The organism is Bradyrhizobium sp. 153 (assembly GCF_023073835.1).
In the GTDB taxonomy this organism is placed as follows: domain Bacteria; phylum Pseudomonadota; class Alphaproteobacteria; order Rhizobiales; family Xanthobacteraceae; genus Bradyrhizobium.
The window spans coordinates 400774-427218 of record NZ_JADPKH010000074.1; the positions used below are offsets into that span (position 1 = coordinate 400774).

Annotated in this window: 23 protein-coding genes and 2 pseudogenes; 8 read left to right on the plus strand and 17 right to left on the minus strand. The window is 63.9% G+C overall.

The window, feature by feature from the left end:
- The first annotated feature begins 38 nt into the window (after positions 1 to 38).
- Entirely contained in the window at positions 39 to 446 is a 408-nt protein-coding gene (locus tag IVA91_RS18515; protein WP_247278300.1) for a nuclear transport factor 2 family protein, read from the plus strand.
- A 67-nt stretch (positions 447 to 513) separates the two neighbouring features.
- Here the strand turns inward: IVA91_RS18515 and IVA91_RS18520 are convergent, their stop codons facing one another.
- Complete coding sequence (locus IVA91_RS18520; protein ID WP_247278299.1) at positions 514 to 1233, minus strand: HAD family hydrolase; 720 nt, start codon at positions 1231 to 1233, stop codon at positions 514 to 516.
- Between the two features lie 150 nt (positions 1234 to 1383).
- Here IVA91_RS18520 and IVA91_RS18525 point away from each other — a divergent pair, with 150 nt between their 5' ends.
- The 3 genes from IVA91_RS18525 (at position 1384) to IVA91_RS18535 (ending at position 5003) form a co-directional block, all read left to right on the plus strand.
- Positions 1384 to 2232 (plus strand): SDR family oxidoreductase, encoded by an 849-nt coding sequence (locus tag IVA91_RS18525; RefSeq protein ID WP_247278298.1) that lies wholly within the window; start codon positions 1384 to 1386, stop codon positions 2230 to 2232.
- A gap of 124 nt (positions 2233 to 2356) precedes the next feature.
- Entirely contained in the window at positions 2357 to 3625 is a 1269-nt protein-coding gene (locus tag IVA91_RS18530; protein ID WP_247278297.1) for a serine hydrolase domain-containing protein, read from the plus strand.
- A 313-nt stretch (positions 3626 to 3938) separates the two neighbouring features.
- Positions 3939 to 5003: a 2-dehydropantoate 2-reductase gene (locus IVA91_RS18535; protein WP_247278296.1), complete on the plus strand. Its 1065-nt coding sequence runs from the start codon at positions 3939 to 3941 to the stop codon at positions 5001 to 5003.
- 27 nt (positions 5004 to 5030) lie between these two features.
- On the opposite strand, the gene IVA91_RS36835 is transcribed toward IVA91_RS18535, so the two are convergent.
- A complete protein-coding gene (locus IVA91_RS36835) occupies positions 5031 to 5162 on the minus strand; it encodes a hypothetical protein (RefSeq protein ID WP_256464591.1) in 132 nt (43 codons plus the stop codon).
- 424 nt (positions 5163 to 5586) lie between these two features.
- Here IVA91_RS36835 and IVA91_RS18540 point away from each other — a divergent pair, with 424 nt between their 5' ends.
- Together IVA91_RS18540 and IVA91_RS18545 are read left to right on the plus strand one after the other, a co-directional pair.
- Complete coding sequence (locus tag IVA91_RS18540) at positions 5587 to 6405, plus strand: YkgJ family cysteine cluster protein (RefSeq protein WP_247278295.1); 819 nt, start codon at positions 5587 to 5589, stop codon at positions 6403 to 6405.
- Between the two features lie 104 nt (positions 6406 to 6509).
- Complete coding sequence (locus tag IVA91_RS18545) at positions 6510 to 8024, plus strand: ATP-binding protein (RefSeq protein ID WP_247278294.1); 1515 nt, start codon at positions 6510 to 6512, stop codon at positions 8022 to 8024.
- A gap of 7 nt (positions 8025 to 8031) precedes the next feature.
- On the opposite strand, the gene IVA91_RS18550 is transcribed toward IVA91_RS18545, so the two are convergent.
- The 9 genes from IVA91_RS18550 to IVA91_RS18590 all read right to left on the minus strand — a co-directional run bounded on the left by IVA91_RS18550 (position 8032) and on the right by IVA91_RS18590 (position 17239).
- Entirely contained in the window at positions 8032 to 9114 is a 1083-nt protein-coding gene (locus tag IVA91_RS18550; protein ID WP_247278293.1) for a HoxN/HupN/NixA family nickel/cobalt transporter, read from the minus strand.
- A gap of 235 nt (positions 9115 to 9349) precedes the next feature.
- Positions 9350 to 10090, minus strand: a complete 741-nt coding sequence (locus tag IVA91_RS18555; protein ID WP_247278292.1) for an ABC transporter ATP-binding protein — start codon at positions 10088 to 10090, stop codon at positions 9350 to 9352.
- Complete coding sequence (locus IVA91_RS18560) at positions 10087 to 10935, minus strand: ABC transporter ATP-binding protein (RefSeq protein WP_247278291.1); 849 nt, start codon at positions 10933 to 10935, stop codon at positions 10087 to 10089. The genes IVA91_RS18555 and IVA91_RS18560 overlap by 4 nt, the downstream gene beginning before the upstream one ends.
- Complete coding sequence (locus tag IVA91_RS18565; RefSeq protein WP_247278290.1) at positions 10935 to 12758, minus strand: ABC transporter permease; 1824 nt, start codon at positions 12756 to 12758, stop codon at positions 10935 to 10937. Before IVA91_RS18565 ends, IVA91_RS18560 begins: the two co-directional genes overlap by 1 nt.
- A 54-nt stretch (positions 12759 to 12812) precedes the next feature.
- Entirely contained in the window at positions 12813 to 13970 is a 1158-nt protein-coding gene (locus IVA91_RS18570) for an ABC transporter substrate-binding protein (RefSeq protein ID WP_247278289.1), read from the minus strand.
- Between the two features lie 61 nt (positions 13971 to 14031).
- Complete coding sequence (locus tag IVA91_RS18575) at positions 14032 to 14616, minus strand: alkylhydroperoxidase domain protein (RefSeq protein WP_247278288.1); 585 nt, start codon at positions 14614 to 14616, stop codon at positions 14032 to 14034.
- 11 nt (positions 14617 to 14627) lie between these two features.
- Positions 14628 to 15245, minus strand: a complete 618-nt coding sequence (locus IVA91_RS18580; protein ID WP_247278599.1) for a CMD domain protein — start codon at positions 15243 to 15245, stop codon at positions 14628 to 14630.
- Positions 15246 to 15281: 36 nt separating this feature from the next.
- On the minus strand, positions 15282 to 16316 hold the full coding sequence (locus IVA91_RS18585) for a putative FMN-dependent luciferase-like monooxygenase (protein ID WP_247449786.1): 1035 nt from the start codon (positions 16314 to 16316) through the stop codon (positions 15282 to 15284).
- 128 nt (positions 16317 to 16444) lie between these two features.
- Positions 16445 to 17239 carry a MetQ/NlpA family ABC transporter substrate-binding protein gene (locus IVA91_RS18590; RefSeq protein WP_247278286.1) on the minus strand — a complete coding sequence of 265 codons (795 nt, stop codon included), beginning with the start codon at positions 17237 to 17239 and terminating at the stop codon, positions 16445 to 16447.
- A gap of 235 nt (positions 17240 to 17474) precedes the next feature.
- On the opposite strand from IVA91_RS18590, the pseudogene IVA91_RS18595 reads away from it, so the two are divergent.
- Both IVA91_RS18595 and IVA91_RS18600 read left to right on the plus strand, forming a co-directional pair.
- A pseudogene (locus tag IVA91_RS18595) lies at positions 17475 to 17989 on the plus strand (ferritin-like domain-containing protein).
- 153 nt (positions 17990 to 18142) lie between these two features.
- The gene (locus tag IVA91_RS18600) at positions 18143 to 19930 is read left to right on the plus strand and encodes a peptide ABC transporter substrate-binding protein (protein ID WP_247278284.1); all 1788 of its coding nucleotides are present in this window, start codon (positions 18143 to 18145) and stop codon (positions 19928 to 19930) included.
- 235 nt (positions 19931 to 20165) lie between these two features.
- On the opposite strand, the gene IVA91_RS18605 is transcribed toward IVA91_RS18600, so the two are convergent.
- From IVA91_RS18605 to IVA91_RS18630, 6 genes and pseudogenes are all read right to left on the minus strand, one after another.
- A complete protein-coding gene (locus tag IVA91_RS18605) occupies positions 20166 to 21023 on the minus strand; it encodes an SDR family oxidoreductase (RefSeq protein ID WP_247278598.1) in 858 nt (285 codons plus the stop codon).
- A gap of 646 nt (positions 21024 to 21669) precedes the next feature.
- On the minus strand, positions 21670 to 21957 hold the full coding sequence (locus tag IVA91_RS37160; protein ID WP_247278283.1) for a DUF2934 domain-containing protein: 288 nt from the start codon (positions 21955 to 21957) through the stop codon (positions 21670 to 21672).
- Positions 21958 to 22269: 312 nt separating this feature from the next.
- On the minus strand, positions 22270 to 22431 hold the full coding sequence (locus tag IVA91_RS18615) for a DUF2934 domain-containing protein (RefSeq protein ID WP_247278282.1): 162 nt from the start codon (positions 22429 to 22431) through the stop codon (positions 22270 to 22272).
- A gap of 543 nt (positions 22432 to 22974) precedes the next feature.
- Positions 22975 to 23187 (minus strand): annotated as a pseudogene (locus tag IVA91_RS18620) (porin); the annotation flags it as partial.
- A gap of 197 nt (positions 23188 to 23384) precedes the next feature.
- Positions 23385 to 23876 (minus strand): MarR family transcriptional regulator, encoded by a 492-nt coding sequence (locus IVA91_RS18625; RefSeq protein ID WP_247278281.1) that lies wholly within the window; start codon positions 23874 to 23876, stop codon positions 23385 to 23387.
- Positions 23877 to 23963: 87 nt separating this feature from the next.
- Entirely contained in the window at positions 23964 to 25502 is a 1539-nt protein-coding gene (locus tag IVA91_RS18630; protein WP_247278280.1) for a porin, read from the minus strand.
- Positions 25503 to 26445: the final 943 nt, after the last annotated feature.

Sequence of the window (26445 nt, forward strand, 5' to 3'; positions counted from 1 at the left end):
CGCTTGATTTTTGCTTGCCATTGCCGCACCCGGGAGGCATGGCAAAGGACAGCAAGGTCATCGCCGCGAACGCGGCCTTCTACGCCGCCTTTTCGACCGGCAATTTCAACGAAATGGAGCGAATGTGGGCGGATGATGACGCCATTTCCTGCATCCATCCCGGCTGGCCGGCCATTATCGGGCGGGCCACCGTGATCGGAAGCTGGCGCGACATCCTGCAGAACCCGGAGCGGCCGCAGATCGTGTGCGCCGAACCGCAGGCCATCGTCGACGGCGACAGCGCGCGCGTGCTCTGCATCGAGATCGTCGACGGCACCGCTTTGGCGGCAGCGAACCATTTCCGCCGCGTCGGCGACGGCTGGCGCCTGGTGCATCACCAATCGAGCCCGATCGCGCAGATTGTCGAGCAGGCCGAAGAGGATAGCCCGAGCCACCGCGTCCACTGAAGATGGCGATCACACCGGCGTGATCTACTGTGCATGGGGTTGTTTTGCGAGTTTTTTGTTTAGCACCTCATCCAAGCCTCGACAGATCGTCCAGCACGACCCGCGCAGCACTGAAATCATCGTCCCGGAAGAACATGCTGCGCGTGATCAGAACCGGTATGCCGGCTCGTGAGGCCGCGATCATGCCGTTAGCGGAGTCTTCGATCGCCACACAATCGTGCGCCGTCAGCCTCAGCCGTGCCAGGACCTCGAGATAGACGTCCGGTGCAGGCTTCTTGTGCCGCACGTCGTCGCCGGCAACGATCGCGTCGAAAACCCTGGCCCAGCCCGGCCCCAGCGCCTGCGAGAGCAGTGCGTCGATATTGCCGTGAGAAGTGGTGGTCGCGATCGCGAGCCGCTGGCCGCGCGCCCTTGCCGCGGCGAGCAGCTCCGCCACGCCTGGCCGCAACGGACAGCAGCCGGTCTCGACCAGCTCGGCATAATGGGCGGTCTTGATGCGATGAAGCTCGGCGATGTCCTCGCCCGTCAATGGTTGGGCGATCCGCAGCCTTGCGTGGTAGGCGCGCATGCGTTCCTTGCCCCCGGTCACCCGCAACAGGTCCTTGTAGACGGCGCGATCCCATTCCCAGCCAAGCCCGTGGCGCGAGAAGGCATGATTGAATGCCTGCCGATGCAGCTCCTCCGTTTCGGCAAGCGTGCCGTCGACATCGAAGATGAGCGCGGCGGCGCGCCGGATCAGGTCGGCAGCATTGCATGCTACCGGCGTGGCGGATGCTTCTGCCTGCATGATCGATGATCTCTCCTAATGCCCGGGTGACCATCGCCCGCGGCCGCAGGTGAGACAAATTGCAATATCTTTTGCCGGCCCCAAAAATCTCTTATGAGCGGAGAGGCGCGCAGGTAGCGCGACGGGAACCCCGACCAGCACGGCAGAGGCATGCGGCTCTTCATCCTTGGTATCGGCTATAGCGCCAGGCACTTCGTCCGCAGGTTCGGCGGCGCCTTCTCGCACGTCGCCGGTACCGTGCGCGATCCCGGCCAGCGGGATGATCTCACCGGCATCGAGGTGCAAGCCTTTTCCGGGAGTGATCTGGATCGCACCACGGTCGAACGCATCAGCGACGCCGACGTCCTTCTCATATCGATCCCGCCCGGCAGCTCCGGCGATCCCGCAGTCACCGGCCTTGCGGACGTAGTGGCGGCAGGTCGCCGCAAGGTCGTCTATCTCTCGACCATCGGCGTGTATGGCGATCACGGCGGCGGATGGCTCGACGAGAGCACGCCGCCACAGGCGATGTTCGAACGCACGCGGATGCGGCTCGCGGCGGAGCAAGCCTGGACGGATGCAACAGGCGGCGCTGCCGCGATCCTCAGGCTTGCGGGCATCTATGGCCCCGGCCGCAATGCGCTCGTGACCTTGCGTGCGGGGAAGGCCCGGCGCATCATCAAGCCGGGACAGGTCTTCAACCGCATCCACGTCGACGACATCGCGAGCGCGATCATGGCCGCTGTCCGTCACCCGAACGGCGGCACCTGGAACGTGTGCGACGACGAGCCCGCGCCGCCGCAGGACGTGATCGCCTACGCCGCGCAGCTGATGGGCGTTGCACCGCCGCCCGAAGAAGCGTTCGCGACAGCCGAGATGTCGGCGATGGCCCGCAGCTTCTATGCCAGCAGCGCCCGGGTCTCCAACGCGAAACTTAAGCGCGAGCTCGGCGTCACGCTTGGTTACCCGACCTATCGGCACGGCCTCGATGCGCTGTGGCGCGCCGGCGAAGGACGATAGGTTCCGGCATCTCCGGCGCGTCCCAGACATGTTCTGCCCGCGCTTGACTCCGCTCAGTCGCAGACGTGTGATCTCGGCATTCGCGAGCCACTGCATAACGAGCTCGCGCCTTTGGGAGGACGCAATGAACAAGACGATCACCATGATCGCGGCGGCGGCTACCGCCATCGCGTTCGGTACGGCCAATGCCGCGCCGCTACCCGAAGCCAATCCCGACGATGTCGGCTTCTCCAAACAGGGCCTTGCACGCCTCGACAGTTTCTTCGCGCGCGAGATCGCCGCCAAGCGCGTACCCGGCGCGGTCGTCGCGGTGGCGCGGGACGGCAAGCTCGTGCACTACAAAGCTTACGGCATGCTTGATCCAGACAAGAGCACGCCGATGCCTGTCGACGCGATCTTCGCGCTGGCCTCGATGACCAAGCCGATGGCAGCGGTCGCGGGCCTGACGCTGATGGAAAAAGGCCAGTTGCCGCTTCAGGCCAAGCTGTCCGACTACTATCCGGCCTTTGCCGACATGAAGGTCGGCGTGCATCAGGCAGACGGATCGCTCAAGCTCGAGCCGCAGGCCTCGCCGATCTTCATCCATGATCTCTACCGGCATACGTCCGGGCTGATGTATGGCGGCCGCCCCGACAGCTCCAGTCCGGTGGCGCGGCAATATCCCGATGGCATAGCGCCTGCGATCGAAGGCGACACCCAGGCCTTCATCGATCGCATCACAAAACTGCCGCTGGCGCATCAGCCCTCGACTGAGTTCGAATACGGTTTTTCGATCGATGTGCTTGGTGCTGTGGTCGAGAAGGTGAGCGAGCAGAAGCTCGGCGACTATCTCGCTGCCAACGTCTGGCAGCCGCTCGCAATGAAGGACGCGACCTTCCACCCGACGGACGCACAGCGCGCTCGCCTCGCCCGCCCGTTCGCCAATGATCCGCTGACCGGCAAGCCCCAGGCGATCAAGCTATTGGACACGCCGACTAAATTCGACTGTGGCGGTGCCTGCGCGTTCGCAACGATCGGTGACTATGCCCGTTTCGGGCAGATGCTGCTCAATGGTGGCGAGCTCGACGGCCAGCGCATTCTCTCCCCCAAGACCATGCATCACATGACGGCCAACCATCTCGGTCCCGAGATCAAGAACAACGTGGCGAACATCGAGCCGCATCGCGGCGGCTTCGGCTTTGGCCTTTCGGTTGCGGTCCGCACCAGCGAAGGCCTGTCGTCGGTCCCCGGCAATCCCGGCGAGTTCACCTGGAATGGCGCCTTCGGGACGCAGTTCTTCTGCGATCCCAAGGAGCGTCTCGTCGTCGTCGTGGGAACGGCGGCGCCGGGCGAACTCAGGAAATATTATCGCGAACAGGTCCAGGACATCGTTTACGGCGCGATGGTGAAGTGAGATCGGCGCGCCGAAATCTAAATGGCGGCCGAACGGGCCGCCCTTTAGCATCTAACGTCAGCACGGGACGCCGTACTTCTTGCGCTCATCGCGACACATGATTGACCCTCTCGGTTGAGCCGGGATATGGGGCGATAGAAGGTGCCCGCCCGGGCGAGCGCCTCCGGATTCGCTTTCGCGCCATCCGGTCTATCGGTGCCTTCTTGTATGCATTATCCCAGTTGCCATCCCCACGCACTTCGCTTTACATGCCCGCAATTCGCCCTCCGGACGGCGGAGGGGACAAAACTGCACGATTGCCAAGGGACGAAATATGGCGCGTAACATCCTGATTCTCGGAGCTTCTTACGGCTCCCTGCTGGGCACGAAGCTCTTGATGGCTGGGCATAACGTGACCCTGGTGTGTCGCGCCAAGACCGCGGAGCTGATCAACCGGGACGGTACCGAGGTGCGCATCAAGTTGCGCGACGAGGCGGTGCACCGGGCGATCTTCTCGCGTGACTTGCCCGGCAAGCTCGACGCGGTGACGCCGGCCAATGTCGACCTCTCCCGCTACGACCTGGTCGGCCTCGCGATGCAGGAGCCGCAATACACCAACCACACGGTGCGCGTTCTCATGGTCAAGATCGCCGCGGCGAAGCTGCCGTGCCTGTCGATCATGAACATGCCGCCGCTGCCCTATCTGAAGCGGATTCCGGCGCTCGCAGACATGGATCTCGAGGAGGCCTACACCAATGCGCAGGTGTGGGAGCGCTTCGAGCCGGGGCTGGTGACGCTGTGCTCGCCCGACCCGCAGGCGTTCCGTCCGCCGGAAGAGGCGGCGAACGTGCTCCATGTCGGCCTGCCCACGAATTTCAAGGCATCGGTATTCGCAGACGAGAAGCACAACAAGCTGCTGCGCGAGCTCGAAGGCGACATCGACGCGGTGACCCTCGAGGGCCACGACGTGCCGGTGAAGCTGAAGGTGTTCGACTCGTTGTTCGTGCCGCTGGCGAAATGGTCGATGCTGCTGACTGGCAATTACCGCTGCATCACGCCGAATGAGCCGCAGTCGATCCGCGACGCAGTGCATGGCGATCTCGCGCGGGCGCAGACGATCTACGATCATGTCGATGCCATCGCCCGCCGCCTCGGCGCCGACCCGCAGGACCAGGTGCCGTTCGCGAAATATGCCAAGGCCGCCGAAAGCCTGCTCAAGCCATCGTCGGCCGCCCGCGCGGTCGCGAGCGGCGCGCCGTTCATCGAGCGCGTCGACTTGCTGGTGAAGCTGATCTCGCATCAGCTCGGTGTGCCCAATGCCGAGATCGACCGCACGGTCGACACCGTGGACCAGAAGCTCAACGAGAAGATCGTGCAGGGCGGATCCGGCGCGCAGTAGGAGCGCCGCTTCCAGCGACACCGGCCCTCACGCGCTGCGAGCGAATCGAATCCAGATCAGGCCGGTCACCGCGACCAGCGTGATCGCGCCGGTGCGCGTGACCAGGTCGGGATGCCCAAGACGACGGGCGCCACGGCCGAGCGTTGCACCAAACGTCACCCACGCCGCGCCCGCCGTGGAATCTGAACCAGCATCACTACAGGTTCGGCGTACGGCACTGTTCCGGTGTGGCGCAAACTCAACGACAGTCGTCGCATCTCGATTGTCACGCGATCCGGTCGCCTTCACATCGCGCCGACGCGCAGGCCGCTGACATCACGACTGCGTGAGACGACAGCATGCCGCCCGTCATATCCCGGCACTTCGCGAGCAAAGCGAGCCGATTCGACGCGAATGAGCTCTCCTTTACGTGCTGGCCCGTCATTCGCGCAGACGTTGCATGCACGCGGGACAGGCTCGGCTTATTGCCCAGCCGACAGAGAGATGAGCAACATATCTTTTTAGGTCAAGTGTTGACCTGTTTGCCGGTCTGTTGTCCGGCGCAATCGCAAGCGCGGCTGAGAGAACCAGAACAAGAACAACAATGGATCAGGCGATGCTGAGCGTCGTCCGCGCGGTCGAGGCAGGCGCGACGACGATGAAGGGCGTGATCGACGCAACCGGACTGTCCCGTCTCAAGATCGAGCGGGCGTTGACCGCACTGGAGAAGCAGAAGCTGCTGGTGCGCGACGGCCAGGGCTTTCGCGCGACCGGCCTACCGAGGGCGGCGCGCCCTGCCCGGCAATGCGGATCGTGCAACGCCTGCTGCGATATCCTCGAAGTCGCCGGCGTCGACAAGCCGGTGAACCAGCTCTGCAAACATTGGCAGGCCGGCACCGGATGCACCATCTACGATCGCCGCCCGCAAATGTGCCGGTCGTTCGTCTGTGCCTGGCTGCAGGGCCATCTCGACGACGACTGGTTTCCGGCGAAGTCGGGCATCGTGGTGCATTTCAGCCAGGACGCCGTCAACGTCACGGTGGACGACGATTGTCCCGACCGCTGGCGCGAGGAGCCGTATTTCAGCAAGCTTGCCGAATGGTCGCTGAACGGCGTCAGGCGGATCGGAAACCGCGGCTATGCGACCCTCGTCGTGTCCGGCACCGAGCGGTTCCTGCTGCTCGGACGCACCATTGTTCCGGATCCGACGCTGTTCGGCACCGCGTTCCTTCCGCTCACCGCCGACACCTTCCGATTCTGGCGGGCGACGTCGCCCGAGCATTTGCAGCGGCTGCATGAGCGCATCGCCGAGATCGACCGGATCAGGCAGGAATTCGGCTCCTGCGCCATTCCCGAGAACGAGGACGACGATCCGCATCCGCCCTATCGGCCCGCACTTTTACGGTTGTCGCATCACGCCTGAACTCCGCCGTGGGCAACGCGGCCTGATTCGCGCGGTAGCGCTCGACGCGCCCCGGCGGGGTTGATAAGCCCCTGTCCGCGAATGAGGGGACTTGAGTCGGGGACATGACGGTTGCGATCGAGATGGGGCAGACCACGGCAGGCGCCGCGGCGGCCATGGACCTCGAGGAGCTGCTGGCGACCCGCCTCCTGGTTCAAGGCAATTCGGGCTCCGGCAAATCACATCTGTTGCGGCGGCTCTTGGAACAGAGCGCGCCCTGGGTGCAGCAGGCCATTATCGATCCCGAGGGCGACTTCGTCACGCTGGCCGATCGCTTCGGCCATCTGGTGATCGAGGCCGAAGATCACACCGAGCGCGGCCTTCAGGTCGCCGGCGAGCGCGCGCGGTTGCATCGTGTCTCCACCGTGCTCAATCTCGAGGGGCTCGATGCCGAGAACCAGATGCGGCGCGCCGCGGCGTTCCTCGGCGGGCTGTTCGACGTCAATCGTGACCATTGGTACCCGATGCTGGTGGTTGTCGACGAGGCACAGCTGTTTGCGCCGGCGGTTGCGGGCGAGGTCTCGGACGAAGCGCGCAAACTGTCGCTCGGCGCGATGACCAATCTGATGTGCCGCGGCCGCAAGCGCGGGCTCGCCGGCATCATCGCGACCCAGCGGCTGGCGAAGCTTGCCAAGAACGTCGCGGCGGAAGCCTCCAACTTCCTGATGGGCCGGACCTTCCTCGACATCGACATGGCGCGCGCCGCCGACCTGCTCGGCATGGAGCGGCGGCAGGCCGAAGCTTTTCGCGATCTCGAGCGTGGCCAGTTCATGGCGCTGGGACCTGCGCTATCGCGCCGTCCCCTGCGTTTGAACATCGGCCCGACCGCTACCTGCCCGCGCAATTCCACGCCGCGGCTGATGCCGCTGCCGGAAGCGATGCTGGAAGACGCGCGCGCCGTGATCCTGGCCGCGCCGCCGCCCGACGCCAGCCGGCCGCAGCGCCGGCCGGCGCCGGATCTGCTCGAGCAGCTCCGCGCCGCGAAAGCGGCAGCTACGCCGGAATCGCGCACGGAGCCGATCGAGCTGCCGGTCAGCGCTGAAGAGCTCGCTGAACGGCGCGAGCGCGTGGATCGTACCCTTCGTGCCGTGCTCGCCGGGCCCGATGCCGGCTTCCGCGCCATCGGCGTGCTCTATCAGGAATTCGTGGTCCGCTGCCGCATCGAGGGGCTCGGCGCGGCGGTGCCTGATCTCAACGAATTCCGCCGCATGCTGACGCACGCGCGCGCCGGGCTCGGCACCGATTTGGCTGAGGACGACGCCTGGCAGGACGTGTCGCTGCGCGCCTCGATCCTGCCCGACGACATGCAGGGCGTGTTCATGATGATCGCGAGGGCGGCGAAGGAAGGCTGGCCGTGTCCCGGCGATGCCGCGATCGCGCGCGCCTATGGCTCGCATTCACTGCGCCGCGCGCAGCGCCTGCTCAGCTATATGGAGGAACAAGGCCTGATCGTCTGCCAGCTCGACGGCGCCGGACGCCGGATCGTGACGCTGGTGGAGCTCGCCTGGGCGACGGCGCCGGGCAATCCCAACGGCGATGATTTGCCGGCGGCGCCGGCGCAAACCGCGGCCGCGCTCTAAGCCCGGATTAGCGTCTCATCACCGACGCTGCCTCGGCCGCATCGAAGCCGCGCGCCGCATTGCGCCCGTCCTCCGCGAACATGCGGCGATAGAGCAAAGCGGAGACGAGCCAGGCGACCGCGAACAGCGCGATCACGACGAAGCCGACATTCGCCAGCGACTCGTTGAGACCATCGACCACCGCCCACACGCGGCCGGACAAGCCGAGACGATCGCTGATCAGGCCAAGCGCTTCGATGCCGCCGATCAACAGTGCGATCGCGACCGAAGCCCCCGTGATCGTGAGATTGTACCAGAGCTTGCGCAAGGGATCGACGAAGGCCCAGCGATAGGCACTCACCATCAGCGTGGAGTCGGCAGTGTCGACCAACGCCATGCCGGCGGCGAACAGCGCCGGGAAGACCAGGACATCGGCGAGCGAGGTACCACGCGCGGCTTCGCTGGCGGAAATGCTGAGCAGGCCGATCTCGGTCGCGGTATCGAAGCCGAGGCCGAACAGAAAGCCGAGCGGATACATGTGCCAGGGTTTCGTCACCAGGCGGAACATCGGGCCAAGCAGCCGCGCCAGGATGCCGCGATTGGCGAGCAGCGCATCGAGGCCCGCGGCGTCGTGAACGCCCTGCTCGCGCGCCATGCGAAACGTCCGCCACAAGCCTGCGAAGATCGCGAGATTGATGGCCGCGATCACGAGCAGGAACAGCGCCGAGATCGACGTGCCGATCAGGCCGCCGATTTCCTTGAGCAGGCTGTCGCCGCCAAGGCTCACCACGCCGAGCGCGAGCAGCATGGTCGCGACCACCACGACGGTGGAATGGCCCAGCGCGAAATAGAGGCCGACGCTACGCGGCGCGCCGCCCGCCTGCATCAGCTTGCGCACGACGTTATCAATGGCGGCGATGTGGTCGGCATCGACGGCGTGGCGGAGCCCGAAGACCCAGGCCAGCAGCGCGGTCGCCATCACCGTTGGTCGGTCGCCGAACCGCGCGAAGGCCCAGGTCCACGCGGCGATGTTGGCGGCGATGAGCCCGCCGAACAGCAGCGCAGCTCCGGGCTCGACCGCCCGCAAAGACCATTTCGTCACGACAACCATTCCGTCCGTTGCACGCCCCGTCGCGCCACCGGTATGATATTTTCACAAGATGATCACACTGACCAGTGCAATCCCCGAGGGGCGACACGGTTCTGCAGCAGTGCTTGCAGCCATCCTCCGAGACGCCCGCTCGCGCGGCCCTCAGGATGAGGTCCTTGTTTTGCGACCAAGCCCTGGGTCCTCATGGTGAGGAGCCCGCCATAGCGGCCGTCTCGAACCATGAGATCGGCTCGCTCTACGCCGCCTCGGAACCGCCCAGATAGGCGTCGCGGATGCGAGCATCGTCTTTCAGTGTCCGCGCCGGGCCGGAGAGCACGATCTTGCCGGTCTGGAGCACGTAGGCTTCATGTGCGATCTCGAGCGCAAGGCTGGCATTCTGTTCGACCATGAACACTGAGACGCCGTCCTGGTTGATGGTACGGATCAGCTCGAGCACGCGATCGACATAGAGCGGCGACAGACCCATGGTCGGCTCGTCCATCACGATCATGCGGGGACGGCTCATCAGCGCCCGCGCCATCGCCACCATCTGCTGCTCGCCGCCGGAGAGCGAGCCGGCGCGCTGCGACAGCCGCTGGCCGAGCTTCGGGAACAGCGTGAGCATCCTGTCGAGATCCTGGGCCACGACATCGCGGTCGTTGCGCACGAAGGCGCCCATCAGGATGTTCTCGCGCACGCTCATGTCCGCGAACAGCCGCCGCGCCTCCGGCACCGAGGCGATGCCGCGACGGACGATCTGCGGCGTGGTCAGCCCGATGAGCGAGGCACCGTCGAACGTCACATCACCGGAGCGCGGCTTCACCAAGCCCAGAATGATCTTCATCGTCGTGGACTTGCCGCTGGCATTGCCGCCGAGCAGGCAGACGATGTGACCGCGCGGGACCGATATCGAGAGGTCGAAATGCACCTGGGCCTGGCCGTAGAAGGTGTTGACATCGGACAATGCCAGCAACGGTTCCATCGAGGAGTTCGTCATGCCGCGCTCTCCTGCTCCGCCTTTCCGGAGAGACCATGGCCGAGATAGGCCTCGATCACCTTGGGATCGCTCCGCACCTGTTCGCCCGGACCTTCCGCGATCTTCTTGCCCTCGTCCATGACAATGACGCGGTCCGACAGGCGCATCACCATTTCCAGCTTGTGCTCGATCAGGAGGATGGTCAGCCCCTCCGCCTTGAGCTCGGCGACGAGGGCCTGCATCTCCGCAGTTTCAGTTGGGTTCATGCCGGCGGTCGGCTCGTCCAGCAGCAGCAGCCGCGGCTTCAGCGCCAGCGCACGCGCGATCTCGATGCGGCGGCGGTTGGCGTAAGAGAGGCTATAGGCCGGCTGTTCGATCCGCGGCAGCAGCCGTTCGCCGAAGCGGGCGAGAATGGTCTTCACCTCTTCGCGCAGCCGCTCCTCCTCCGCTTTGACGCTGGCGGGCCGCAGCAGCGCAAGGCCCAGCTCCAGCAGCGGGCCGATCGCCGGCACGGCCGGCTTCACCGCCCGCAGCCGCGTATGCGCGCCGATCAGGACGTTGTCCATCACGCTGAGATTGCCGAAGACGCGACCGAGCTGGAACGTGCGCGCGATGCCGTGGCCTGCGAGCCGCTCCGGCGACAGGCCGGTGATGTCCTGCCCTGCGAAGCTGACAGTACCGGCGTCGGGCCGATCGAGACCGGTCACGAGATTGAACAGCGTCGTCTTGCCGGCGCCGTTCGGGCCGATGATGCTGATCAGCTCGCCTCTGGCGAGATCGAGATCGATGGCATCGACTGCGGTGAGACCTCCGAAGCGACGCGTCAGCCCGCGCAGGGACAACATGGGCAGGTGCTGCTCCGCCATCAGATCGTCCCCAGCAGGCCCTGCGGCCTGAACCGCACGAGCAGCAGCAGCACGATGCCGTAGATCAGGATTCGATACTCCGCCGCGATCCGGAAGACCTCGGGCAGCCCGACCAGCGCCACCGATCCGAGAACTGCGCCGACGACATTGCCGAGGCCGCCGAGGATCACGACGGTCAGCGCCAGAATAGATTGCTGCGTGTTGAAGGTCTCGTGGTTGATGTAGGAATAGAGATGCGCGGCGATGCCGCCGCTGACACCGGCAGCGAAGCCGCCAAAGATGAAGGCGAGCGATTTGTAGCGGTTGAGGCTGAGGCCATAGGCGCGCGCGGCGATGTCGTCGTCGCGGATGGCACGAAAACTGCGGCCGAGATGCGAGGTCAGCAGACGACCCTGCAGCAGCGCCAGCACGACCATCACCGCAAGGCTGAACCAATAGACCGACGATGGGCTGATCAGGTCGTAGCCGAACAGCGATAGCGGCGGAATGCCGGAGATGCCGATCGGGCCCCGCGTGACGCTCTCCCAGTTCAGGATCACCAGCGACACGATCTCGCCGATGGCGAGCGTTGCGATCGACACGTAGTGCCCGCGCAGGCGGAACGACGGCGAGATCAGGAGCGTACCGAGCGCAGCGCTCATCAGGCCACCCCCGATGATGGCGAGGCCGACCGGCACAGAGAAGGTCAGCGACAGCAGCGCGGCGGTGTAGGCGCCGATCGCCAGCAGCGCGGCATGGCCGAGCGAGACCTGACCCACCGTTCCCGCGACCAGCGTCAGGCTGAGCGCGAGCATGCCGAGCAGCCAGGCATTGATCAGCGTCTGGAGCACGTAGAACGACACCGGCAACAGCGGCAGGATCGCGAACCCACCGACTGCAAGCACCGAGGCCCAGCGCGGAATGCGCACAGGACGGCTCGGCGCGATGAAGGTGCCGGTGAGCGGCTCCGGCGGCGCCTGCCGCGCACTCGCGAACAGCCCGTTCGGCCGCAGCACGAGCACGACGACCAACAACAGGAACGCGAACAGATTGCGATAGCTGGTACCGAACACGGCGACGCCGTAGCTCTCGACCAGTCCCAGCAGCAGGCTACCGACCACCGCGCCTGGCACGTTGCCGGCGCCGCCGACGACTTCCGCGACCACGCCCTTGAGCGTGGCCTGAAGGCTCATCGCGGTGTCGATCTGATTGTAGTACATGCCGACCAGCATGCCGGAGACCCCGCCGAGCGCCGCTGCAATGCCGAATACGGCCTGATTGACGCGGTTGACGTCGACGCCCATCTGCATGGCGGCGTCACGGTCCTGCGCGGTGGCGCGCACCGCCCAGCCGAGCTTGGTGTAGCGCAGGAAGACGAACAGCAGCAGCGCGCTGGTGATGCCAACTCCGGCGATGAGTAAGTCCAGCGGTCCGATCGTGCCGTTGCCGACCTGGAAGCGGACGTCCGGCAGCTGGCTCGGGAGCGCACGCGGATTGGGCGAGAAGGTCAGCATCACCAGCTGGTCGAGCACGAAGCTGATGCCGATCGTCGCCAACAGCGGCGCGATACGCACCGAGTTCTGCAGCGGACGGAGGCCGAACCGCTCGATGATCAACCCGACGATCGCGGCCGCGACCGCGACCACGATGATGGTGAGCGGCAGCGGAGTATGCAGCTGCACCACCGCGACCCAGCCGATATAGGCGCCGACGAGATAGATCGAGCCTTGCGCAAAGTTGATCAGCCGGCTGACGCCGAAGATCAGCGCGAGCCCGACCGCAACGAGGGCGTAGACATTGCCGACGATCAGGCCGTTGATCGTGTAGTCGAGCCAGGAAGCCACGCAGCATTTCCAATCAGAGGAAGGGGGCCGGAGCGATCGCTCCGGCCATCATTATCAGGTTGGCTTGCCGTCCCAGAGTGCGAACTTGCCGTTGCGCACGACGAGCTCGGCATTCATGGCGCCCTTGACGCGGCGGCTCTCGACGTCGAACGTCGCCGAGCCGAAGATGACGCTGGAGACGTCTCTCACCTTGGCGAAAGCGTCGCGGATGGCGCGGCGATCGGTGCCGCCGATCCTGAGGACGGCAGCGGCCATGTTCATCGCGTCATAGGAATAGGCGTTGAAGGCGTCGGGCTCCTGCCCGTTGTACTTGGCCTTGAAGCCCGCGATGAATTTCTTCACCTCGGGCCGCGGGTCTTCCGGGAAATAGCGTGTGCCGAGATGGACGTCCTCGACCGCCTCGCCGCCGAGCTCCAGGAATTTCGGCGAGTAGACCGAGCTCGCCGCGCAGATGGTCTGCTTCAGGCCGACCTGGCGCGCCTGGCGCGCGATCAGCGCGCCGTCGGAATAATAGGAGATCAGGATCAGCCCGTCGGGATTGGCGTCGCGCACGCGCACCAGGGTGGAGCGAAAATCGCGCTCCTCCGCGATATAGCCTTCGGTGACCGCGATTTCGGCGCCGTATTCCTTGGCCGCCTTGACGAAATGATCGCGGCTGGTGCGGCCCCAATCGGTGTTGAGGTGCAGCACCGCCAGCTTCTTCAAGCCGAGCCGCTTCACGGCATAGGATGCCAGCAGCGGCTGCTCGTCGGCCTGGCTTACGGACGTGCTCCACATGAAGTCGCCGCCCTTGGTGAAATCGGGATGCGAGTTGGTGAAGCCGAACTGCACCAGGCCGCCGCGCTGATAGATCGGCGAGGCCGCCATCGAGGCCGGGCTCGAGAAATCGCCGAGCTCCATGACGATGCGGGGATCGGAGACGAACTTCTGCGCGATCGCCACCGACTGGCGCGGATCGCTCTGGCTGTCCTCGAACTGGTAGGCGAGCTTACGGCCGTTGATGCCGCCGGCGGCGTGGATCTCGTCGAGCGCGAGATCAAAGCCCTGCCTCCACTGCGCGCCGTATTGGGCGTTAGGCCCAGTCAGGGGACCGCTGACGCCGAGCAGGATCGGCTCGGACGACTGGGCGAATGCGCTGCGCGAGATGGCGGCTCCCGCCATCATGACGGCAAGCGAGCCCTTGACCAGGGACCGACGATCGATGTTGCTCATGCACGGCTCCATCCATTCAGGTGTTACGAATAAGCGGCAATTTATGTGCCAGTGACACTGCTTATTTAGTGGGCTCGCCGAGCGACAGCATCAGCCGGTTCGCCCAGTTGAAGAACGACGCGCCGTTGATGACATCGACGATCTCGGCATCGTCGAGACCGGCGCGGCGCAGCTCCTCAACGTTGTCGGGGCCGAACGCGATCGGCGTTGCGCTCAGCGCCACCGACGCCTTGACCACGGCATTCCAGCGCTCGCCGAGGTCGGCCTTAACCCCTTCCTCAAGCAGGCGCTGCACGTCGTCGCGGCGCTTGGAATAGGTGCTGGCAAACCGCGCATGCACGGAGGCGCAATAGATGCAGCCGTTGTAGCGCGACGTCGCGGCCGCCGCGAGCTCGCGCTCGGCGCGCGGCAGGCCGTCGGCGACGTTGTAGAAAATGTCCTTGTCGGTCTTGGTGCGGGCTTCGAGCACCTCAGGGTCGCGCACCAGCAGGCGAAAATATTCCGACTTGGCGCGGGCGCGATCGACGAGGCCAGCGAAATGCCGCTCGGTCAGCTCGCCCTCGGGCAGCGGATCGATCCACGACACCCAGCCGAGCTCGTCCTGGGTGAAGACGACGGGCGGATTGACGTTGTTTGCAGCGCTCATATGCAGTCTCCTTACGCTCCGGCCGCGGTAGGCCCGAGCGAAGCGCCGAGCACGCGCAGGCCGGTGACGACGCGCACCTGGAACGACAGGAACGCAACAAGCTGAGAGAAGGTGACGATGCCGGTGTTCGACCAGCCGGCGACGAGCAGCGCCTTCATGTCGGCCGAGGCGGCATCGCGCGGACGGAACACCAACAGATGCGCATGCTCGAGCGCCGCAACGAGCCGGGCGCCAAGGACGGGCTTGCCCTCGGCGCTCACGCGGTAGATCAACCCGGCCGTGTTCTCGACTGACAATGGTCCGGCTGGATACGCCCCATACGGGCCTGAGGTCTTGCCGCGTTCGATCTCGGCCTTGATCGCGTCGAGCAAAGGCGCGCCATCCGCATTCGCCGCAAGCTTCTCGCGATAGAACGCTGCGACGGGGGACTCGCCATGAAGTCCGGTCACGAAGGCCGCGACCGCGGCACGCTCGGCAAGCGAGAACGCGCTCGCATCGATCGGCTCGAACAGGGCGAGATAGCTCTTCTGCGCGTTCTCGCGGGCCTGAAGGCGGCGTGCGCGGATGGCATCCAGAGCTGATTCCGGTTCGATGCCGGCGAGCGTGTCGATGATATCTTGCGTTCCCATCATTCAGCCTTGCGACGTGATTTCCGTTGATTCCGATCAGCCCGCCATGGCCACAGCGGGCGCCGCCCGGGTCCAGCCCAGTGCCGGCGCGACCTTTTCCGCGACCAGCTCGATCGAGCGCAGGATATAGGGATGCGGCGCATCGACCGAATGCGCCTGGAACACCAGATCGGTCACTCGTTCCAGCGTGGCATCGCTGCGCAGCGAGGCGATGACGTCGTCGGCTGCGCCGATATGAGTGTCGAACGCGGTGATCATCTCCTCCAGAGTTTCGCCGGGCCTGGCGTGGCCGCCCTTGAGAAATTGCGGCAGCGCGCGCCGCAGCCCGATATCGGCAAGGCGCATCGCCTCAGCCCGGTCGTCGGCGACGAAGACGCTGCGCGAGGCCATGATGCGCGGCTCGCATCCTGGCGGCAGCGCTTCGAGATAGGCATCAATGATCGGATTCTGGATCTCGGCCAGCGTGGCCTTCGGCGCCTCCTTGGTCCGCGGCTGGGTGCGCGACAGCAATAGGCCATCGCCCGCCTTGCCTGCCCGGGCGCCGCCCGCGACCGAGAATGTGGCCTGCCAGATGCGCTTGTCCAATTCCGGCCGTTGCGGATAGAGCGTGTCCCCGCCATCAAGAGGTTTGCCGACCAACGCCGCGCGGACGACCTCCAGATTGCGGGCAAAGATCTCGTTGCGCTGCGCACTGTCGAGACCGAAGGCGGCGAAGGCCGACGGGTTGCCGCCGGTGCCGACGCCGAGCTCGAAACGGCCATTGCAGAGGAGATCGAGCACCGCGGCATCCTCCGCCACCCGCACCGCATTCTCCAGCGGCAGCGTCACGATCCCGGTGCCGAGACGGATGCGCGAGGTCTGCGCGGCGACGTAGCCGAGGAAGGCGAAGGGCGACGGCAGGCCGCCTTCGCGCTCGTGAAAATGATGCTGGGCAATCCAGGCGGAATCGAGCCCCGCCTTTTCCGCGCGCACGATCTGCTCGGCCGCATGGCGATATCGCTCGGCCGGCGGAGCCTCATCGAGCAGCCGCGTGAAAAATCCCAGTCGTTTCAGGTTTGCAAAGCGTTTCATACGACCCCTGTCGGGCGAGGATGGCCACGAGCCGATGATGTCGGTTGCCGCAGCTCCAGACAAGCGGGCATTGCGCAGGGCTGCCCGCCGGGATCACCGCTGCGCCGGACTATGGCTGAGCAGGTTGCCTACCAACTCGGCAGCACCGCGCCCTTGAACTTGGTCAGGACGAACTCCTTGACCTCCGGCGTGTGGTAGCTGTCGACGAGGGTCTTGACCCAAGGCTTGGCCTTGTCCGCGCTGCGGACGGCGATCAGGTTGACATAGGGCCCCTTCGGGTCCTCGCGCAGGATCGGATCCTTGACGGGATCGAGGCCCGCCTGAGTTGCATAATTGGTGTTGATCGCGGCAGCGTCGACGTCGTCGAGTGCGCGCGGCGCCTGCGCTGCATCGACCTCGATGAATTTCAGCTTCTTGGGATTCTCGGTGATATCGAGCACGGTCGGCTTGAAGCCGGTGCCCTCTTTCAGCTTGATGACGCCCTTGTCGCGCAGCAGCAGCAGCACGCGACCACCATTGGTTGGATCGTTCGGAATCGAGATCTTGCCGCTGTCGGGAATATCGGAGAAGGCCTTGTGCTTCTTCGAGTACACGCCGATCGGGAAGTTCACGGTGAGCGCGACGGCCTCGATCTTGTAGCCGCGGTCGGCCTTCTGGTTGTCGAGGTAAGGCTGGTTCTGGAATGAATTGGCCTGGATCTCGCCGGCATCGAGCGCCGCGTTCGGCACGACATAGTCGGAGAACTCGATCAATTGGATGTCGAGGCCCTGCTTGGCGGCGATCGGCTTTACCGCTTCCAAGATCTGCGCGTGCGGTCCCGGCGTCACGCCGATCTTGATGGTCTCGGCGGCAGCCGCCGCCGACCAGGCGGCGAGCACGGTCGAGAGAATCAGGGGCAGGCGAAACGACATCTTGGTCTCCATGGTCTTGCGGCAACGATTGGAACCGTATTCGCTTCTCCGCCGCGCGAAATCAATGAAATTGAAATCCTTTTTGGCCGGCTGATGCGGAGAAGGTTTCTCCTTTCCATCCGATGTGGGGAACGAATGCGCCCGCGCTCTTTCGCCGCTCATCCCGACTCTCGTCTTGGTGAGCCAGGCGGGAACAGCCGGCCCGCTGCGGCGTTCCCCTGCCATCATTGTGAAAGAGGAGTCTTTTATGGGTTTCTTCACCAAGGACATCAAATCGATGGAGGACCTGCTGATCCATGGTCTCCAGGATATCTATTGGCCGAGCAGCAGATCCTGAAATCGCTGCCGACGATGATCGAGAAGGCCACCAACAGGGACCTCGTCGCCGGCCTGAAGGCCCATCTGGAAGAGACGCGCAAGCAGGTCGAGCGGCTCGACAAGGTCTTCGCGAAGCTCGGCAAGGAGCCGAGCGGAACCCACTGCCCGGGGATCGACGGTCTCATCAAGGAGGCCGACGAGACCGCCGGGGAGATCGAGGACAAGGCCGTGCTGGACGCCGCCATCGTCGCGAACGCGCAAGCTGTCGAGCACTACGAGATGTGCCGCTACGGCACGTTGATCGCATGGGCCGAAGAGCTCGGCCACGACGAGATCGTGCGCTTCCTCACCACCAATCTGAACGAGGAAAAGGCCGCGAACACCAAGCTCAACACGGTGGCGCTGCGCAAGGGCGTCAATGCCAAGGCCTCCAACGCCGCTTGACGACGCGTTGGCGGCTCCGCCTCGGAGCCGCCAAGGTCGCGTTGCTCGGACCAAACCAATGCGACATCTTCGACTCCCGCACGCTCACCTCCTGAGCTAGACTGCGTCACTTCTGGTGACGACTTTTTTCTTGGGACGAGTGGGGAGCATCCGATGAACGAGAATGAAATCCGCAATCTGATCGCGGAGGTGAAGCAAGGCACGCTGTCGCGACGCTCGTTCATCCAAAGGGTAGCCGCGATCGGAATCACAGCGCCGATCGCGAGCCAAATCCTGGTCTGGCACGATGTGGCGATGGCGGATGCCACGCTGCCGTACAAGCCAACGAAGGCGGGCGGCGGCGGCCCGCTCAAGCTCCTGCTCTGGCAGGCTCCCACTTTGCTCAATCCGCATTTCGCGAGCGGCACCAAGGACCAGATCGCCTCACGCGTCTTCTTTGAGCCGCTCGCCGGCTGGGACAAGGACGGCAATCTCATCCCCTGCCTTGCCGCCGAGGTTCCGACCAAGGCGAACGGCGGCCTCGCGGCGGATGGCATGAGCGTGATTTGGAAGCTCAAGCAGGGCGTCAAATGGCATGACGGCAAGCCCTTCACCGCCGACGACGTCGTCTTCACCTGGCAGTACGCCGCGGATCTCGCAACCGCCGCCTACACCACGGGCTCCTACAAGGACATCAAGGTCGAGAAGATCGACGACCATGCGGTCAAGGTGACCTTCAAGGCGCCGACGCCGTTCTGGGCCGACCCGTTCGTCGGCTCGGTCGGTCAGATCCTGCCAAAGCATCACTTCGGCGACTATGCCGGCGCCAAGTCGCGCGAAGCGCCCGGCAATCTGAAGCCGGTCGGCACCGGCCCCTACAAATTCGTGGAGTTCAAGCCGGGCGACATGATCCGCGCCGAACGCAATCCCGACTATCACGTCAAGAACCAGCCGCATTTCGACACGCTCGAGGTCAAGGGCGGCGGCGACGCGGTGTCCGCGGCACGCGCGGTGCTGCAGACCGGCGAATACGACTATGCCTGGAACATGCAGGTGGAGGAGGAGGTGCTCAAGCGCATGGAGGCGAGCGGCAAAGGCAAGGTCGACGTCACCGTGTCGGGCAATGTCGAGTTCATCATCCTCAACACGACCGACCCGTGGACCGAGGTCGACGGCGAGCGCTCCAGCGTCAAGACCAAGCACCCGACGCTGTCCGATCCGGCCGTGCGCCGCGCGATCAACTTGCTGATTGACCGCGAGTCGATCCAGAAATTCATCTACGGCCGCGGCGGCATCGCGACCGCGAGCTTCGTCAACCAGCCTCCGCAGTTCAAGTCCAGCAAGCTCAAATACGAGTTCGATGTCGACAAGGCGAACAAGATCTTGGACGAGGCCGGCTGGAAGAAGGGCGCGGACGGCATCCGCGAGAAGGACGGCAAGAAGCTCAAATACGTCTTCCAGACCTCGACCAACGCCCCGCGCCAGAAGACCCAGGCCATCATCAAGCAGGCCTGCCAGAAGGCCGGCATCGAGATCGAGCTCAAATCGGTCACCGCATCGGTGTTCTTTTCCTCCGACGTCGGCAACCCCGACACCTACTCGAAATTCTATGCCGACATGGAGATGTACAACACGACGCAGCCGCAGCCCGATCCGGAGCGGTTCTTGAACCAGTGCGTCTCCTGGGAGATCGCCAGCAAGGACAACAAATGGCTCGGCCGCAACAACTCGCGCTACTCCGATCCCGAGGCCGACAAGGCCTATAAGGCCGCGCAGAACGAGCTCGATCCGGTCAAGCGCGCCGCACTGCTGATCAAGGTCGACGAGATCTTCTGTGAAGCCAACGTGTTCCTGCCGCTGCTCTCGCGCAACATCGTCAACGCCGGCGTCAACAACCTCATGGTCGACATCTCGGGGTGGGACACCATAACGTGGAATCTGGGGGCGTGGTATCGCAGCTAACGGGGGCACGGGTGAGCGCGAAAGCAACATCGTCGCCGCTCACTCGCGTGTCCCGGACAAGCTGCAACGCTTTGAGCGTTGTAGCGCAGAGCCGGGACCCAGAAGGCGGACAATACGATGCGGCAAGATGGCCCCGGCTCTGCAGCGCATCGCTGAAATGGGGCTGCGTCCGGGGCACGAGAGGAGAGCAGCCATGCTCTCTCAACCTCGTCATTGCGATCATTGACGTCGCCGGTCAGATAAACGGCTTGCCGCCCGTGACGGCCAGGGTCGCCCCTGATGTGTAGCTCGAGAGCGGATCGGCGAGCATGACGTAGGCGGTGGCGAGCTCGGCCGGCTGGCCGGCGCGCTGCATCGGAACCTGCTTGCCGAAGTTCTTGACCCTATCCTCCGGCATCGTCGAGGGAATGAGCGGCGTCCAGATCGGACCCGGGGCGACGGCGTTGACCCGAATGCCCTTCTCCGCCAGCATCTGGGCAAGTCCGCCGGTGAAATTCTGGATGGCTCCCTTGGTGGTGGCATAGGCGAGCAGGCTGGGGTTCGGCATGTCGGAGTTCACCGAGGCCGTGTTCACGATCGCGGCGCCCGGGCGCATATGCGGGACAGCGGCCTTGGTCAGATAGAACATCGCGTGGATGTTGGTCTCGAAGGTCCGCTGCCATTCCTCGTCGCTGATGTCGGCGATGTCCTTGAACGTGGCCTGATGAGCGGCATTGTTGACGAGGATGTCCAGGCCGCCGAGTTCCTCGACGGTCCGCCGAACGATCGTGCGACAATGCTCGGGATTGCGGATGTCACCAGGGATCAGAACGGCTTTGCGTCCCTCCCGCTCCACCAGCGCCTTGACCTCGGCGGCATCCTCGTCCTCATTCAGATAGGAGATGACGATGTCGGCGCCTTCCCTCGCATAGGCGATCGCGACCGCGCGGCCGATGCCGCTGTCACCCCCGGTGATGATCGCCTTCTTTCCAGCCAGGCGCCCGGCGCCCCTGTAACTCTCCTCGCCGTGATCCGGCCTGGGATTCATCGCTCGGGTCGAACCGGGCATGGGTTGCTGCTGCGCAGGAAAAGGCGGCTTTGGATAATCGGTCATGCGACGGCTCCGGAAGTTTGCTCCGCTAACGGAGAGCGGTGGGAAGCGTTCCTCGCCGCTCGGGGATCTCGTCTCCCGGTTCGCCGACACGTTTTTGCCGATCTCGCGGCGCCTTTCAGGCCGAGCTTTTGCTTCGTCGCTCCACGCTCTCAAAGCCAAGAGGGCCCAAGGCGGGGCGACACATACGCCGATCCCGAATTTCGATAAAGCGAAGTATCTATGTAGGAAGGGGTTCGACGGGTGGGCGGGTGTTTTGCCCGACGGCAGAGAAGCAGCCCCCCAGCAATTCGGCTTCACGATCATCGTTGCCGCCTTGCATTGGATACGAGCCGTGATGGATTTGTAAGGGCTCCACCCCATCCGACCCGCCCCGAGCTCTCGCGCATCTTCGCGAAACCCCGACATCGTCCTTCCACTGTGTGCTTCAAGTCACAGCAGAATCACCCGCGTCCGCCTACAAAGACCAGGCATGGCCGCAAACAAGGTAACGGCGGTACGCACGAGCTGGGAGGCGATCAACAGCTGCGGACTTCTGAAGCCGCCAGGGTGAAGAACCCGGCGGCTTTTTTCTGTCGCAAGGAGACGAGCGGCCGGAGCCAAGCGCCTTGCTGGCAATATCGGCATCCAGCGCCAGCGGCGATCGTCGCTATGACGGTCCCGAGCCCTTCCTCTGTTCGCGTTCTTCTTCGATCTGCCGCTCCGCTTCGAGCCAGAAGTCCAGTTCGCGGTTGGCCGGACGGCCGGCCTGCTCCCAGAGCTCGTAGGCGCGTGCCCGGACCTTGCCGCGCCGCATCATGCGCAGGAGCTTTTGCGTCAGCTCGTCGGCAAAGCTCCGGAATCGCCCGACAGTGGTTTCGTCTTTGGCAAGCGCCGCGGCTCGCGTTGCGAGCTCAATCTGGTGCTCTATCTTTTGCTGCTCGTCCACGGTGGCCACCACGCCCTGCGAACCGGTCTGCGGCGCAGCCCGTGCTGCTCAGAGCCTCAATTCATTTTTGAGAGCTCCGTTCCGCGCAGCTCAGACGCAGCTAGGACCAGCACTTCGAGCTGAGGAGACTGTCGCTGTTTTAGTGCCACGTCGTGTCCGCTTCCACGATCACCACTCTTATCTCGGGATCTTCGGCCGTGTTGCAGGTGCACGGCATCCCCTCACCGCACCGGCAGCCGCCCAGCTTGTCACTCCAGGCCCGGAGCGGATGGTTTGTGCAAACCCACCCCAGACCGAAGCAGAATGGGCATTTCTTGCGGGTCACAGCGTATCCGGCGTCCGCGTGGTGTTCGACTTGTCCTCGTTGCGCAGCTCCTGCTCGGCCGCGTGCCAAAACTCGTCCTCACGGCCTTCGGGCTTGCCAGCTTGCTCCCAGAGTCGGTGCGCGCGCTCTCTGATCTCCTGCTCGGTCGGCTCAGGCATGGGATCTCCTGCTATGAAGCACGGCCCCATCCTTGGGGGGTATGGGGGCTTGGAGGCGGGGCCGTGCAGACCAGCAATCGGCGGCGACGCTGGTCCGCGGATTCAAGCCGCGATCATGCGCAAGAGTTCCTTTCCTCGCGCGAGCTTCGCTGCGCGATGCGGCCGCTGCCGGAGATCGATGCGCTTTGAAGGTCATTGGTCGCGGCAGCGGGATCCGCTGCCCCATTCCAAAACCGGAAAATCAGCAGTAATTCGAGAAACTTGCCTGAATTGCGTCAGCATTACGCGGGGCGACCCAAATTCGAGTGCATCTTTGGGGAAGATGCCCAAAGCCTTGGCCGCGACGCATGCGAGGACAAGGACATCATTGCTCCCCTGAACCTTCCGGAGTTTGCGCGTTGTTGCGTCAGCCGGCTCAATGTCGGACGTCCCGAGGCCAGCAAACACCCACGGCGTCTGATTGCAGGCAGGCTCCGCGGCAAGCAAACCAAAAAAAACCGGCGGTTTCCCGCCGGGGCTCTCTGTCAGGTCGTTAGACCGAACTTACCAGTTGCGCTGAGCGCGGAGCAGCAGGGTCAGCGAGTCCTGATCCTTCAGCTCGTACACAGCGGCCGGCTTCGCGATTGCACCAGCGCCCCCGTAAGCGAACGTACCCGCCATCTTCTGGTCCAAGTGGGTCCAGTTGAAGTCAGCCGAGAACGTCAGGTTCTTAACCGGGGTCCAGCGGGTGATCAAGCCGACCTGGCCGATGGCGAAGTGTCGATATCGTTCCGAGCGGTCCGCAGAGCGCGGTCGGCCCGCGAGCCGTACTGCCCCCGCGGTAGGCATCGTAGGCGCGCCCGGTCCTCTGCTCTTCTAGTCTAGGTGGTTGCCCACATAGATGGTCCGCCTTCCAGAATATAGAAGCCAAATGGAAAGATAACCATGTGCCCTTCCCTCATTCGGAGCGGTCCCTACTCTTCAAGCTGCAGCCTCAACCGGCAGCGCAAAATGCAGTTGTCGAGGTCCTTGAGTAATTCGATGGTTCGCAACGTGCCGATCTCACCGAATGCTCGTTTGATGGAGGCGTCAAATGCGTTCCTCGTCTCCGTCAGGTCATCGAGCTGCTTCCGGGCCTTGGGTGTAAGTGAGAGATAGATCATCCGCTTGTCAGTGCGGGAGCTTCGCTTCTCTAGCAATCCTCGCGCGACCAAGGTTTTCGATTGGGCGGTGACAAACGTGCTTTCGACCCCAAGCAACTCCGCGACCGTTTTGACGGACATCCCAGCTTTGTCATCCGCGTCGGAGATGATGAGGAGCATGTTCAATTGCGGGACGCTCAGTTGGAGCTTGCCAGCCCACGTGGCCTGAACCTCGCCAAGTGAAGCGCTGATAGACCTGACCAATCTGCTTATCTGTTCGGAAGCAGCGGGTCTTAGTGCCTCGCTCGTCAGTACGCGCGCCATTGGCTTCTTTGCCGTGTCACCATCAACGAAAGAACCCCCGGCAGTTTCCCGCCGAGGGCCTTTGGAGGTCAGGTCGATAGATCGAACTTACCAGTTGCGCTGAGCGCGGAGCAGCAGCGTGAAGCTGTCCTGATCCTTCAGCTCGTAGGTAGCCAAGGGCTTGCCAAAGGTAGCGGTCGGCGTAACAGGACCAACCACACCGGCATACTTCTGATCCACACGCGTCCAGTTGAAGTCGGCTGAGAACGTCAGGTTCTTCACCGGGGTCCAGCGAGTGATCACACCCACCTGGCCAACGTTGAAGTCAGGGTTACACGAGGTAACGCCTGGCACCGCGAAGAAGCCGGCAAAGCCGCCACCACCGCAGAGGAAGTTCTTGGCAAGCGATCCAAACGATGCATGTGCATAGGCACCGTAGATTGCGGTGTTCCAGTACGGGTCCCAGTTATGGGTGTACGCACCACGGAAGCCCCAAGTCTTGACGCTCTCCTGGCTCGAACCGGGGACGAACACCGTGTCAGGCGCATTGGCAAAGCCGATGCTCTGGTACGCAACGCCCGAACCGCCGAACATGGAGTACGAGCTACCCGCGAGGTTCTGGAAGTTGTAGCGGGTTGCGCCGTCGGTGTAGACGCCCGAAACGTTGATCACGTCACCCGCACCGGTCGGGATGTTCTTGATCGACAGAGCGAGCTGAACCGCCCAACCCCACTTATCGTCGGGATGGCCAGTCGCTTCGTCCGCGCCGTAGTAAGCAACGTGGTTGTCATGCGCAGCGACCGACGCCTGGAAGAGACCCCAAGCCTGGTCGACACGGACCATAGCAACGAGGTTCGGCGAACGCGAGCCGCCAATGGCGTTAGCGCCATAGGAACCACCGAGGACGCCGGCAGAAGTGATGCCAAACAGATTAAGGTTGCCGGCCTGATAGTACGCAGTCGCGTCTTCCGCCGAGAACGATGCCGTGATGCCCTGACCGAAGTCAGCGGTGTAGGTGAACTGGTTGACACCAGTAACCGTTCCGCTGCCGCCGACGAGGCTGTCGATGTTGTTACCCGGGTAGTTGGTCCAGGGCGCGTCGAACTGCGACACGGCCTTACCCATGGTGAAGCCGGCGAACTGGATGAAGGCGTAGTACACGCCGAGCGAACCGCCCGAGGTGCCGCCATCGGTCGGGTTGATCGTGGTCGTACCCGCGGTGGTGGCGGTGTAGCCCGTCGTGCCGAAGGCCGAGCCGGTGCCGACATAACCACCCGTCGTCCACGAGAAGACGCCATCGAAGAAGGTGCGGACGACGCCGTACTCGGTCGCGGTGCGCGTGTCGATGTTGAGGTCCTCACGAGCACGCATCGTGTAGTAGTTGCTCAGGCGATTGTGCGCACCACCGGGAGCGCCGTTCGCAATCCCGAAGACGCTATTGGTGCCCAGCGCGACTTCAGCGCGCAGATAACCACCCAGCTTGATGCAGGTGTCAGTGCCGGGGATGTAGTAGAAACCCGCACCGTAGAGCGAGCAGATCTTCACGTATTCGACCGCCTTGGCCTTTACGGGAAGATCAGCCGCTTGTGCTCCCCCAACGGCGAGCAGAGCTGCCGCGGAACCGAGCAAAAGGCCCTTGAACTTCATGTTAACCCTCCAAGTTGAAGCCCCGTACAAATCTTCGTACAAAGCCATTTGAGCTACCCGCGAAAAGACGTTGAAAATCAACGCATCCTCGTAACGATGGTCTACTTAAGCGAACCACCTAAAACGGGACGACCTCGGGATGCCCCCCTCCGTCGCGGGTTGGATAAGAGCCTAAGAGGCTTGATCAATCAACGGAAGACGTCACCGTTTTGCCCTCAAGTGGAGCGTTTTCGCGCCGATGTTGCACAAATATCACGCGACCGTGAGGCGATGGTATCTAAGCAACTTATTGATTTTGATTATAAATTCCGACTTTGGCTGAGCACGTTTGCGCGGCAGCTCCAAGGGGCTGTTGTGACGCCACAACGGGTCGATTGAGGCGGTGCGTCGGCATCTGTGCACAGGCCCTCGCTTCAAACGACGTGGGTATTACGGAGATTCTCGTTCGTTGTTCATGCATTGCGCCGCCCCGATTCTCGTTTGAGCAGGCCGTCCGCGGCGCCCCCTTTGGACGGAACCGCTGCGTCCCTCAGCTCGGTCGCACAATGAAGGCGCCGAGCGGATCGAGATGCGGCTCGCTCACTTGCCTCAAGGCAGGTCGAAGAGGGGCTACGCCGATGTTTCGGCACAGTTTGCGCCAGGATGCGCTGGCGACACCGGTGATATTGCTTAGATCGCTGAATCGCCACGCACCGTCTGCCAACACCAAAGGATCAGCAAGCTCCGACGATCCCCATTTGCCAGATGTAGTGCCTCGCAGCGACAAACCGGGCGTGTGCGACCCGGATCTGAGCGCTAGGTTTGCGCTAAAGCGTGATGGCATTAAGTTCGATAGCCTGAATTTTTGAGGTAATTGGCGCATTCGTCGGCGGTGAAGGCATCGAGTGCGTGGCCGATTGCGGCGCAGACCGCATCGACGGTTCGGGCGGCAGCTTTGCGGAGC

Bases quoted from the DNA above. Each gene is read 5' to 3' on its own strand.
- IVA91_RS18515 (WP_247278300.1), top strand. From the start codon at position 39: ATGGCAAAGGACAGCAAGGTCATCGCCGCGAACGCGGCCTTCTACGCC.
- IVA91_RS18520 (WP_247278299.1), bottom strand. From the start codon at position 1,233: ATGCAGGCAGAAGCATCCGCCACGCCGGTAGCATGCAATGCTGCCGAC.
- IVA91_RS18525 (WP_247278298.1), top strand. From the start codon at position 1,384: ATGCGGCTCTTCATCCTTGGTATCGGCTATAGCGCCAGGCACTTCGTC.
- IVA91_RS18530 (WP_247278297.1), top strand. From the start codon at position 2,357: ATGAACAAGACGATCACCATGATCGCGGCGGCGGCTACCGCCATCGCG.
- IVA91_RS18535 (WP_247278296.1), top strand. From the start codon at position 3,939: ATGGCGCGTAACATCCTGATTCTCGGAGCTTCTTACGGCTCCCTGCTG.
- IVA91_RS18540 (WP_247278295.1), top strand. From the start codon at position 5,587: ATGGATCAGGCGATGCTGAGCGTCGTCCGCGCGGTCGAGGCAGGCGCG.
- IVA91_RS18545 (WP_247278294.1), top strand. From the start codon at position 6,510: ATGACGGTTGCGATCGAGATGGGGCAGACCACGGCAGGCGCCGCGGCG.
- IVA91_RS18550 (WP_247278293.1), bottom strand. From the start codon at position 9,114: ATGGTTGTCGTGACGAAATGGTCTTTGCGGGCGGTCGAGCCCGGAGCT.
- IVA91_RS18555 (WP_247278292.1), bottom strand. From the start codon at position 10,090: ATGACGAACTCCTCGATGGAACCGTTGCTGGCATTGTCCGATGTCAAC.
- IVA91_RS18560 (WP_247278291.1), bottom strand. From the start codon at position 10,935: ATGGCGGAGCAGCACCTGCCCATGTTGTCCCTGCGCGGGCTGACGCGT.
- IVA91_RS18570 (WP_247278289.1), bottom strand. From the start codon at position 13,970: ATGAGCAACATCGATCGTCGGTCCCTGGTCAAGGGCTCGCTTGCCGTC.
- IVA91_RS18575 (WP_247278288.1), bottom strand. From the start codon at position 14,616: ATGAGCGCTGCAAACAACGTCAATCCGCCCGTCGTCTTCACCCAGGAC.
- IVA91_RS18580 (WP_247278599.1), bottom strand. From the start codon at position 15,245: ATGGGAACGCAAGATATCATCGACACGCTCGCCGGCATCGAACCGGAA.
- IVA91_RS18585 (WP_247449786.1), bottom strand. From the start codon at position 16,316: ATGAAACGCTTTGCAAACCTGAAACGACTGGGATTTTTCACGCGGCTG.
- IVA91_RS18590 (WP_247278286.1), bottom strand. From the start codon at position 17,239: ATGGAGACCAAGATGTCGTTTCGCCTGCCCCTGATTCTCTCGACCGTG.
- IVA91_RS18600 (WP_247278284.1), top strand. From the start codon at position 18,143: ATGAACGAGAATGAAATCCGCAATCTGATCGCGGAGGTGAAGCAAGGC.
- IVA91_RS18605 (WP_247278598.1), bottom strand. From the start codon at position 21,023: ATGACCGATTATCCAAAGCCGCCTTTTCCTGCGCAGCAGCAACCCATG.
- IVA91_RS18615 (WP_247278282.1), bottom strand. From the start codon at position 22,431: ATGCCTGAGCCGACCGAGCAGGAGATCAGAGAGCGCGCGCACCGACTC.
- IVA91_RS18625 (WP_247278281.1), bottom strand. From the start codon at position 23,876: ATGGCGCGCGTACTGACGAGCGAGGCACTAAGACCCGCTGCTTCCGAA.
- IVA91_RS18630 (WP_247278280.1), bottom strand. From the start codon at position 25,502: ATGAAGTTCAAGGGCCTTTTGCTCGGTTCCGCGGCAGCTCTGCTCGCC.